An 11,370-nucleotide genomic window follows, 5' to 3' on the forward strand; every position below is an offset into this window, starting at 1 on the left:
TATGAAGTTGTTTGCTATAGGTGATCTTCATATGTCCAGTGCGATTGACAAGCCTATGAATGTTTTTGGAGATAACTGGGATAGGCATGAAGAGAAGATATTTGATGATTGGACTACTAGAGTTAGGGATGAAGATACAGTATTAGTTGTAGGTGACATATCTTGGGCTTCAAAAATAAATGATGCCAAGATGGACCTAGACAAGATAGAAGAGATGCCAGGCAGGAAGATATTTATAAGAGGCAACCACGACTACTGGTGGACTACGGCCTCAGCCTTAAATAAGTTATGTGGTGATTCTATGATATTTATGAATACAAACTATGAGACCTATGGAGATTATGCTATCTGTGGTACTAGGGGATGGCTTTGTCCTAATGACTTTAAGTTTGACGAAAGGGATGAGAAGATATACAAGAGAGAGGCTAATAGGCTAAGGATAAGTCTTGAAGCTGCAAAAAAAGATGGCTATGAGAAATTTATAGTCATACTTCACTACCCACCTACTAATGACAGGTTTGAGAATTCACTTTTTAAGGATATAATAGATGAATATAAGCCAGACCACGTGATATATGGTCACTTGCATGGTCAAGATAGTTTTGATGGTGGCTTGCTAGGAAAACATGGTGATAGTATGTACCACCTAGTTTCATGCGATTTTTTAGATTTCAAGTTAAAGGAGATAAATATATGAATCAAATAAAGTGTGTTTGTATAGATATTGATGGTACCCTTACAGACCCTTATTTTTTCATACCAATACTAAATGAGATAACAGGTAAGAATCTTACAAAAGATGACTATACATCTATTAATTGGTTGGATACATATGGACCAGACTATAGTGAAATGTACAAGACCTTTGATGATGAGTACAGTTATGTATATAAGACCTCAACTATAGTTGAAGGGGCTAAGAATGTAATTGAGAATTTGAAGGCGAGGGGCATAGAGATACATTATGTTACAGCTAGGAGCAAGTCCATACATGATATAACAGCTCAGTGGATAGCAGATCAAGGCTTAGACCCTAATAGGGTACATTCCCTAGGTGGAAACCACGGTAAGGTTGAAGCGGCTAAAGAATTAGGCTGTGATGTTTTTATTGAAGATGACCCTAACAATGCCAAAAATTTGGCAGAAGCAGGTTACAAAGTTATCTTGATGGATACTAACTATAATAAGGGAGTATCTGGAAACAATATCACCAGAGTAAATGGTTGGGATCAAGTAAAAGATATAATAATTAATTAAATAAAAAAGAACTCCAGCCTAGGCTGGAGTCTTTTTTAAGTATCAAAACTTATAAGGTTTTCAATTTAATCTTATCAGAATTCTGGATTTCTTATAAAGAATCTTTTGATCCTAGAACTACGTCAATCTTTCCTTCTACTGTAGCCTTGATTGCTTCTTTACCTGCACCAATGTACTTTCTTGGGTCGAATGCTGAAGGATTTTCAGCTAAAAACTTTCTTATAGCTGCTGTCATAGCAAGTCTTAGGTCTGTATCCATATTGATCTTGCATACTGCCATTGAAGAAGCCTTTCTTAGCATATCCACTGGAACACCCTTAGCACCAGCTATGTCACCACCGAACTTGTTGCATGTAGCAACTGATTCTGGATCAACAGCAGAAGCACCGTGAAGTACGATTGGGAAGTTTGGTAGCTTGCCCTGGATTTCTTCAAGTATGTCGAATCTTAAGTTAGCTTCGCCCTTGAACTTGAAAGCACCATGAGAAGTACCTATAGCTATAGCTAGAGAGTCTACACCAGTTCTGTTAACAAAATCAACTGCCTGATCTGGTTCTGTATACTTGTGAACGTCTGAAGAAACTTCATCTTCAACACCTGCAAGAACACCTAGTTCAGCCTCAACTGATACATTGTGCTGGTGAGCGTACTCAACTACCTGCTTAGTTATAGCAACATTTTCTTCATAGTCTAGGTGAGAACCGTCAATCATAACTGAAGTGAATCCTGCATCTATACACTTTTTAGCTACTTCAAAGCTTGGACCGTGATCTAGGTGTAGAGCACAGTCAACTCCGATTTCTTCAGAAGCTGCCTTTACCATAGCTACTAGAGTATCCATACCAGCATAGCTGATAGCTGACTTAGAAGCCTGAATAATTACAGCTGAATTTCTAGACTTACAAGCCTCTAGAACTGCCTGTAACTGTTCTAAGTCACTGATATTGAAGGCACCTATAGAATATCCACCCTCATACGCTTTTTTAAACATCTCTTTAGTATTAACTAATGCCATAATTTCCTCCTTATAAACTTTTAAAACTTACCCATCATGAATATTATACCAAAAAAAATAGCTTGAGACACATATTTTTGGATTTTTGTGATAGTAATATTATAAATATTAAGCTATATGTCAAGTAAAAAAATATAACTTAAAGAAAATTTAAGAAAATACAGCGGTCCTTTTTTAGTTTTATTGTGTATAATATGTTAAGGAACTAAGGTAATAAGTGTTTGATTGTGAAGTATGAGGAAAGGAGAAGGATGATGAAAATATTAATTTTAACAGCCAAGTATGGTATGGGACACGTTTCTGCAGCCAATTCAATTAAAGAAGAAATAGAAAAATTCCATCCTGGAGCTCAGGTTGAGATTGTTGATTTTTATGAGTACTCTATGCCTTTCCTAGCTAAATATATGTATAAGGCCTTCAAGGCTATAGTTAAATACACTCAGTCATTTTATATCAAGTTTTATGAACAAAATGACAGGGAAAAAACAACTACTGATATAATCACCAAAAAATTTGCTTGTATGACATCTCAAATTATAAGCGAAGAAAAACCAGATATGATTATATCTACTTTCCCTATAATATCTCAGGGAGTAGGCTACTACAAGGAAGTGTATGGAGGCGATATACATCTTGTTACCGTAATAACTGATGTTAGTAGTCACTACGAGTGGTTGAATCCTTACACTGATGCTTATTTGGTTGCAAGTCATCAATTAAAAGAAAAGATAGTTGAAAAGGGTATTGACGAAGATAAGGTCCATGTATTCGGTATCCCTGTGTCCAACAAGTTTAAGAAAATAAGGATTAATAAGGCGCGTAAGCTATACTCCAAAAAATCTGACAAGTTGGCAGTATTGGGTGAGTACAAGAAAAAGAAAGAATTACTTATAATAGGTGGTGGATTGGGTATTTTACCTGATGAAGACACTTTTTATGATAAATTAAACAGGATAGATAATTTACATACAACTTTGGTTGTGGGCAACAATGAAAACCTATATAACTTGATAAATGGTAGGTATGAGAATATTGAAGTACTAGGATTTACTGATAGGGTACCTGAGCTTATGGAAAAGGCTGATTGTGTAATGACAAAGCCAGGCGGAATAACCGTTTTTGAAGCTATTTACTCTATGACACCTATTATATCATTTGATACAAAACTACCTAATGAACTCAAAAATCAGGACTTTATTGTAGACGAGGACTTTGGTATAGTCCTACATACAGGTGCTAGTGGATGTTTGGACATGGTAGAGAGGTTTGTCAATAATACAAAGAGACTAGATAGGATTAGAAATTCAATGTTCAATTATGTTAATGGTCTGGAGAGAAACTACTTCTATAAGGAGCTATACATAAATGGGGATTTTGGTGTCCAGCCTAATAAGAAAGTTAAAAATATGTAGAGTATATATAAAAGTTGCCTCTAAATTTTAGAGGCTTCTTTATTTATATGGGGATATCTGCTAGAGTATATGTAGCGGGAGTATTTTATTTATTGGTTGGAAATTTTTAAAAGTTAGAGGTGAAATATGATTGTTTTAAAGATATTATTGGGACTGTTGGCGGTATTTTTTGTACATTCAATTGTCCCGACCTATTACAACAAGCTATTTAATAAAAGGGTTGTAAAGGAAGTAGACGGTGATAAGAATATAATGCTTACCTTTGATGATGGACCTGATAGAAGGTATATATATGACTTGATGGATCTCTTGGACAGGCATGATGTCAAGGCTATATTTTTTATGGTAGGAGAAAATGCAGAAAAAAACAAGGACATTGTCAAGGAATTAGTAGATAGAGGACATAGGGTAGGTATGCATTCATGGCAACATAAAAACGCCATGCTTTATTCCTACTTTTATACCAAAAAAGATTTTGAAAACTCAATAAGGATAATGAAGGAATTAAACTTAAATACAAGACTATATAGGCCACCGTGGGGGCATGTAAATATATTTTCCAATTTTTTTGCTAAAAAATACGGAATGAGACTAATATATTGGAATGTTATGGCAGAGGATTGGAAGGCGTCTAGTAGTCCCAAAATGATACATAGAAAGCTCTTAGATAGGGTGAAAAGTCATAGTATAATATGCCTTCATGATGCCGGTGAAAATTCTGGCGGGGACCCTGGTGCTCCTATCAATATGATGGGTGGACTGGACTTGGCAATTAGAGATTTGAAGGACTTGGGCTACAAGTTTAAAATAGATTAATAGGAGAGTGTATGGAAGGTTTACAGGACAAGAAAAAACAATTTATGGGGATTGGCTTTATAGTCGTGCTTATGTGTGTGACAATAGGATATATACTCAAGGATGAGTCTCCCCAGAAAGTAATAAACACAATTTTGAGTATCAAAACAGTATATATAATAGGGGCAATAGCTTTGATGGTTTTCTATATACTATGTGAAGGTTTAAATATATGGATAACCCTAAGGGCTCTGAAAGTTAAGTCTAAGATAATGGATTGCTTTGGCTATGGTTTTATCGGATTTTATTTTTCCGGTATTACCCCGTCAGCATCAGGTGGACAGCCAGCCCAAGTATATTTTATGAATAGGGGCAAGATACCAGTTTCGATATCTTCACTTAGTTTGATGATTCTTCTATTCGCCCATCAGTTGGTAATAGTAGTATTTGGTATAATAGGTCTTTTTTCAAAGATGGATTATGCGGTTAGCTTTAAAAGCGGTATGAACTTGCTACTCTTATATGGTTTTTTATCCAATACATTTATATTGTTGGGTATACTGATGCTTATAATAGCTCCAAAGACAGTATTCAAAATTGTAAACTTCTTTGGTAGGTTGTTATACAAGGTGAAAATCATAAAGAACAAGGAAAAAATAAGAAAAAAAATTGCTAGGTCGCTTGAAGAATATGAGGACGGTGCCATATATATGAGGGAAAATCCAAGGGTAATAGTTTATGTTGTCTTGGTGAGTCTCTTACAGGTATTTGCATTTTTCGCAATACCCTATGTAATATATAAGGGGATGGGGCTTAATGGGTACAATCTAGGAGACTTGGTATTTGCCCAAGCGGTTCTTAATATAGCTGTTTCTTCACTGCCACTACCAGGTGCTGTAGGAGCGAGTGAATCAATATTTGTAAATATGTTTAAGACATTTTTTGGATCCAAGCTAGTGATACCTGGAATGTTGCTTACGAGAATAGCTAATTTTTATTTTGCACTGATATTAAGTGGTTTGATATCTGTTATAATATATATTAAGAGTATAAAGAATAGTGTTTAATATATTTATATAGATTAGTTTTATATTGAGTTTACGAAATTTTTTGCAAGCTAGCCTTTTATTTTTGCTTAGCCGATAAGTTATTAAAAAATAAATATCTGATTATAAATAAATACGGCTCTTCGCAAAATAGCGTTGGTCACAATTAAATCATTACTTATGCGACAGCATCATATTAAATTTTTGTGATGCTGTCGATTTTTATCTTCTCTCTTAATAATAACCTATTTCTTATATTTTTGTACTTCTAACTCCGAAGAAAATTTTAGTATACGTCTTGCGGTGAAGAAAATGAATCATACTCTATAGCTAAAAATAGTTAAAAAATATCTAATAATATTGAATATTATTTGTACTAGACTTGATATACTTATAGTATACAATGCTAAATAATAATTAAAATCAGAATGGTTATGATATTTATTCTATTTAATGATATAGAATAATAATTTTTATGGAGGTATTTATGACTTATAAAAAAAGATGTAGAAACAAGAGCAGTAAAGTGGCATCTTTGACTCTATCTATGATAATGTTAGGTTCTGCAAGTTCTCCAGCTATTAAAATTTTGGGGGAAGAATATGGAAGGATACATGCTGAAGAAAGTATCAAAGATGATTCTTCGACAAATTTAAAGATAGGATATAGTGATGAAAAAGGAGAAGTAGAAAAGGGGGGTACTAAATCTGATTTTGTAGATGATGAGTCTGCCTATAAGAAAAAAATGACTGTTTTTTCTGATAAGGCTAGGGACAGATCATATGCAACATACGTTTTTGGTATGAAACCAGTGAATGTCAATAAAGAGGGCAATAAAAATGAGGATGAAAATGGTGTAGGAATTGAATTATATTCGGTAGATATGGATCGAAGTGAGAGGGATTATAAAAATAAGGTATTTACAAGAATTGATAAGATAATTGTTGATGGTCAGGTTATTGATTACAAGGGCAGTAAAATAGATATAAATGAGGATGTGGATGGATATGGATATTATGAATTAGATGCTAGATTCGAATTGAGAAAAAATACATACTCAGAGGGACAGAATAATGTTCTAAGAACCCTTACTATAAAAGATAATTCGCTTTATGCTGCCTATAAGGCAGTGGAAGAAAAAAAAGGTAATCATAAATTTGCCATCGTATTTGCGGATGGGTCAGTTCTAAGGTATATGACAGGTGATAAAAAGCCTGATAATATTACTCTAGCTGATTATTATAAAAACGCTGTAAAATCAGTTGTTGGAAATGGATCTTCAATTGAAGTTAACTTGCTTGGTTTTGATGAAAAGGGCGATGAAGCTGAACAAGTCCACAAGGCCCTTGTCTATGATTTTGTACCCCACATAAATGGAATATCTATAAATGGTCATAGTCTAGATATGGATATATTTGTCATGAATGCCGGTGGTAAAGACTTGATGAGCATTCCAGATTCTGATGATAAGGAAGTAGTTGAGAATTGGAATTTTGAAGTTGGGAAAAAGAATACGGTAGTATTTAGCCTAGATGACGGTTCTGAGATTACCTGGACTGGTGAAGTGGGTGAAAAGATTGAGCCTAGCATACCAAATGATGATGCGAAAGAATTAGAGGGGCTAGAAACAATAGATGTTGGAGACATTGAATCAGCACCAGATGGACAATATACAATTGGATTTGAGGCTAGGTATGCTGATGGTAGAAAAGGTACGTCTATGCTTCAGGGATTCTTCGACAGGAATATTATGATAGAAAAGAAGGGCGACAAGTTAAAGGCAAAATTTTTAAACTTATTTTTTGCGAATGGTCTGCTTGATTTTAGAATTAAAAATACAGATGGTACTTGGCCGGAAATGTCTAAAAAGGATCCAATTGGCAATAGTGGTGAACAGGCATACTTTACAATGGACATAAAAGATCTTAAGGAAGTTCATGAGGGGGCCGTTTTAGTAAGTTATATGGGTGGTAAATTAGACGACCTGGGTAAGATGGATGAAAAATATACAAAGGTAAAGATTATATTTAAGAAAGAAGCCCACAAGGGTTGGAAGAATTTCCATGAAGTGTACGATTTGGAAAATAAAAAAGCCATGTCTAAGGATATACTTAGACAGAGATTGATAAGGTCTGGGCTTGATACAAATTCTGATGGGAAAATTTCGAGTGAAGAATTGACTAATGCACCGGCAACAGTTGACCTTACTTGGAAGGGTGGTGTTTTAGAACCTCAGTTTAACAAGATATATGATATAGATATACTGAAAGATTTGGGAGCAAATGTTAAGGTTATCAGGCTTAATTCTAATGGTTTGACTTCTTTACCTAAAGGTATATTTGATAAGGCAGTAAACTTGGAAGAAGTATGGTTGAATGGAAATAAAATTTCTAATATACCTAAAGACATTTTCAAGAATAACACTAAACTAAAGAAGGTTAGCTTAGCATCTAACCCTGTGACAATGCTAGATGAAGGCTTATTTGCCAATAATCATGACCTAGAACTTATAGATTTAGAAAATACTATGATTAGTGAAGTTAAACCCAATACATTTAAAAATCTTAAAAAGCTGACTGACCTAAAATTAGGAACAAATAACCTATCAATATTGGATGATAATATATTTAGTGACAACAAGGCCCTTGTAAATTTGGAGATAAACAATAATGCACTTACGTCAATACCAAGTTCTTTAAGAGGTGCTAGCAGACTTGAAAAATTGATATTATCACAAAATAGACTAACAAGTTTACCGGAATTTTTGAGTGGGTTTGATTCCCTGAAGAATGTAGATTTAAGTTTTAATAAAGTTAGTAATATCAGCAAATCAATATGGGATAGTTTTGCTAAAAAAGAAGGACTTAGGATAGATTTGACCCATAATGACTTGACTAGTCTACCAGATATATCAGAGCCTAAGTATGAATCACTAAATGTTGCGTATAATCTTCTACCGTCAGAAATATCTACAAAGTATGAAAATCTGAAAGTGAATAAGAGTGTAAAAAATGGATATTATGCACAGAGGACGCCAGTTAAATATAAGCTTGAGGCTAAAAATGGTAAAATAACATTCAACCAGACTAGCGAATTGGGTATAGTAGACTTATACAACTGGGAAAACTATGTTGTGTATAAAAATGAAGACCTATTTACAGAAGCAAAGTACAAGGAAAGAAGAGAAAGTGATATAGGTCAGACCCTAAAAAATCAAGGGACAGATTTTAAGGTTGTCACTAGGATAGAAGAGGTAAAGGGAGATATAACTAAGACTGTATACGAAAAGGAATCTATCAACAAGGTTGATGAAAAAACAGATACAGGAAGCGATAAGAGGATGAAAAACAATGGCAAGTATAGGTTGACTAAGCAGTTCTTTATCATGATAAACGGAGAATGGATTAAGATGGTAGAGTTGACTAAAGACACAATTGCCATTGTGGATGCTAACTTCAAACCAGAAGGAAAGGAATCAGAAAACTCACAGAATAGTAACAAGGAATTAAAGTATACACTTCCTGTAAGATTGGTAAAATTCAGAGAAGAATCTAGTCCATCAATGGGCGCCAATGCCATGAACGATACTATAGAAGTAGTAGAGACTAGAGATGGTATAAAGATGACTCTTGGATTCCATGCCATGGATTTAGAATTGGCAGGTAAGCAGAGAAGGGGTCACTTGTACAAGATGGCAGTCTACGATAGTGTAGATGATGCGGCAGGAAAAGACTACGAAATAGTAGATACTCTGGAAGAGTATGTTGATTCAGGAAGAAAATTCCCAGGTAAAGTGACTTTTACTAGATACAAAAGAGGCGAAAAAAAAATCGGTATCAGAGTATGGGTGGACGCGATGGATGATATTGCTAGAGAAACTGGAAATACAGGTGACGCATCTCAGCCTGCCGTTTTAATCGTTGATTGGTCAAAGGCACCAAAAGAATCTGTAGTAGATAAGGATGCTAAGGAAAAATCAGAAAGAAGAAAAGATTCATCAGAAGACCTTCTAGCATCAAAAACTCTTTTGAACAACAGTTTATCTATAGCCAATAAGCTGATGGATGCGGGTGTTATAGAGGGTAGAAGTAAGAACTTACTTGAAAAGGCTATACAAAAGGCCAATGAAGCATTAAAGTCAAATAATAGGATGAGTATAGCCACTGCTAATGAAATAATCCTGTTTGCTATAGATAACATCAAAAAGGAATCAGGCTTACCAGGTGGTGTAGATAATTCAAAAGTATTGGATATTAAACAATTAGACCAAGATATGGCAAAGGAGATAGGCAAGGGGGCTAAGTTATATTCAGTACCGGTTAAGTTATGGCATGCCTACGACAATAAGGCGTCTATGGGGGATGGTTCCTTGATAAAGAAGGCTGTCGTAAGCGAGAAGGATGGAAAATATACATATTATGTAGATTTCAAGGGAATGGAATTTATGGGAATGCATGGTCACCTGTGGGGACTAGGCATATACGAATCAGGTCCGAATTCTAGTGTTGTACCAGCCAAGATAGAAAAAGAAGTTGAAGACAAGGATCTAAATGGAAGCATGAGAAAGTTCCCATCTAGATATTCATTTGTAAAATCTACCAAGGAAAATGAAGTGTATGCAGAAGTAAACGTAGATGCTATGGACTCTATGTCCAGCAATGCAAAATCATATGATGCTATTGTAAAGGGCAGTGGTAAGCAAAAAGCTAAGTTTATGTTCGATTGGTCAAATGCCAAGGAATTTAAAGAGGGAGTACAGGGGGCGTCTAGTCCTAGGCTGGCAGGAACAGACAGGTACGAAACTTCTACAAAAATTTCTCAGAAATACTTTGATAGGGCTGACACAGTTGTTCTAGCTAGTGGATTTAAGAATGCGGACGCTCTAGTATCAGCATCACTTGCTAGTGTAAATCAGGGACCGATTTTATTGACAAGGGACTCCTCTGTTCCAGCTAGTACCAAGGCTGAAATAACTAGATTAGGAGCAAAGAGGGTGATTTTAGCAGGTGGAACTAGTTCAATAGGATATAAAGTCGAAGAAGAATTGAAATCGATGGGTCTAAGTATTGAGAGAAAAGCAGGTGCAAACAGGTATGCAACAGCTGCTAGTATTGGACAACTTGTAAAGGATAAATCAGGTTCAAATAAGGTAATACTAATAAATGGAGAGAAGGATGCAGATGCCTTAACAGTATCATCTTTAGCTACTGAGGCTGGAATTCCAGTCCTAATGACCAGGTCAGGAGTGCTAGATGCAAATGCTAGAGCGAAGATAAACCAGTGGAAACCGGATGAAGTAATTGTAGTTGGTGGAAGAGGTTCTATTTCAGATAGAGTTCTAAATCAAATAAATGCAAAATCTAAGATAAGGGTAGCCGGTGCGAATAGGTTTGAAACATCACTTGTCATAGCCAATAAGGTATATCCTAATGCTGAAACTATATTTATAGCCAATGGAAGGAATTCCGTAGATGCACTATCTGCGGGAGCTGTTACAGGAATAGCTAAAGCACCAATAGTACTAGTGGAAAAAGATAATGTCAATTCAAGTGTAATTGGCAAGTTGAAGTCTACTAAGGGTTTGATTATACTTGGTGGAGAAAGTACTGTTAGTTCAAAAGCTATAGATAGTATAAAATAGCCAATAAACAATATTATAAATTATAAAAAATAAGGCAAGAGATAGCTTCCCCTTCTCTTGTCTTATTTTTATATCAGTAGTGGTCATAGAATACTTTCCTATAAATAGATTAGTATTATGAAAATTTATTTTGAATAGTTAAATCAATACTCAAAAATAATTAATATAATGCTATTGTAAGCGTAGAATAGCGAGGTATATTAA

Annotated in this window: 7 protein-coding genes; 6 read left to right on the forward strand and 1 reads right to left on the reverse strand. The window is 34.9% G+C overall.

Annotated elements, in window-relative coordinates:
• Position 1: 1 nt before the first annotated feature.
• Together HMPREF0631_RS00340 and HMPREF0631_RS00345 are read left to right on the forward strand one after the other, a co-directional pair.
• Positions 2-697 carry a metallophosphoesterase gene (locus HMPREF0631_RS00340; RefSeq protein ID WP_002842496.1) on the forward strand — a complete coding sequence of 232 codons (696 nt, stop codon included), beginning with the start codon at positions 2-4 and terminating at the stop codon, positions 695-697.
• Positions 694-1,257, forward strand: coding sequence for a 5' nucleotidase, NT5C type (locus HMPREF0631_RS00345; RefSeq protein WP_002842491.1), 564 nt, complete (start codon positions 694-696; stop codon positions 1,255-1,257). The genes HMPREF0631_RS00340 and HMPREF0631_RS00345 overlap by 4 nt, the downstream gene beginning before the upstream one ends.
• Positions 1,258-1,348: 91 nt before the next feature.
• On the opposite strand, the gene fba is transcribed toward HMPREF0631_RS00345, so the two are convergent.
• The gene (fba, locus tag HMPREF0631_RS00350; RefSeq protein WP_002842547.1) at positions 1,349-2,272 is read right to left on the reverse strand and encodes a class II fructose-1,6-bisphosphate aldolase; all 924 of its coding nucleotides are present in this window, start codon (positions 2,270-2,272) and stop codon (positions 1,349-1,351) included.
• Between the two features lie 254 nt (positions 2,273-2,526).
• Between fba and HMPREF0631_RS00355 the strand changes: the two genes are divergently transcribed.
• The 4 genes from HMPREF0631_RS00355 to HMPREF0631_RS00370 all read left to right on the forward strand — a co-directional run bounded on the left by HMPREF0631_RS00355 (position 2,527) and on the right by HMPREF0631_RS00370 (position 11,166).
• Positions 2,527-3,684: an MGDG synthase family glycosyltransferase gene (locus tag HMPREF0631_RS00355; RefSeq protein WP_002842537.1), complete on the forward strand. Its 1,158-nt coding sequence runs from the start codon at positions 2,527-2,529 to the stop codon at positions 3,682-3,684.
• Between the two features lie 126 nt (positions 3,685-3,810).
• Positions 3,811-4,500, forward strand: coding sequence for a polysaccharide deacetylase family protein (locus HMPREF0631_RS00360; RefSeq protein WP_002842526.1), 690 nt, complete (start codon positions 3,811-3,813; stop codon positions 4,498-4,500).
• Positions 4,501-4,511: 11 nt separating this feature from the next.
• On the forward strand, positions 4,512-5,546 hold the full coding sequence (locus tag HMPREF0631_RS00365; RefSeq protein ID WP_002842566.1) for a lysylphosphatidylglycerol synthase transmembrane domain-containing protein: 1,035 nt from the start codon (positions 4,512-4,514) through the stop codon (positions 5,544-5,546).
• Positions 5,547-6,012: 466 nt separating this feature from the next.
• On the forward strand, positions 6,013-11,166 hold the full coding sequence (locus tag HMPREF0631_RS00370) for a cell wall-binding repeat-containing protein (RefSeq protein ID WP_002842540.1): 5,154 nt from the start codon (positions 6,013-6,015) through the stop codon (positions 11,164-11,166).
• Positions 11,167-11,370: the final 204 nt, after the last annotated feature.

It is taken from the genome of Peptostreptococcus anaerobius 653-L (assembly GCF_000178095.1).
GTDB lineage: Bacteria > Bacillota > Clostridia > Peptostreptococcales > Peptostreptococcaceae > Peptostreptococcus > Peptostreptococcus anaerobius.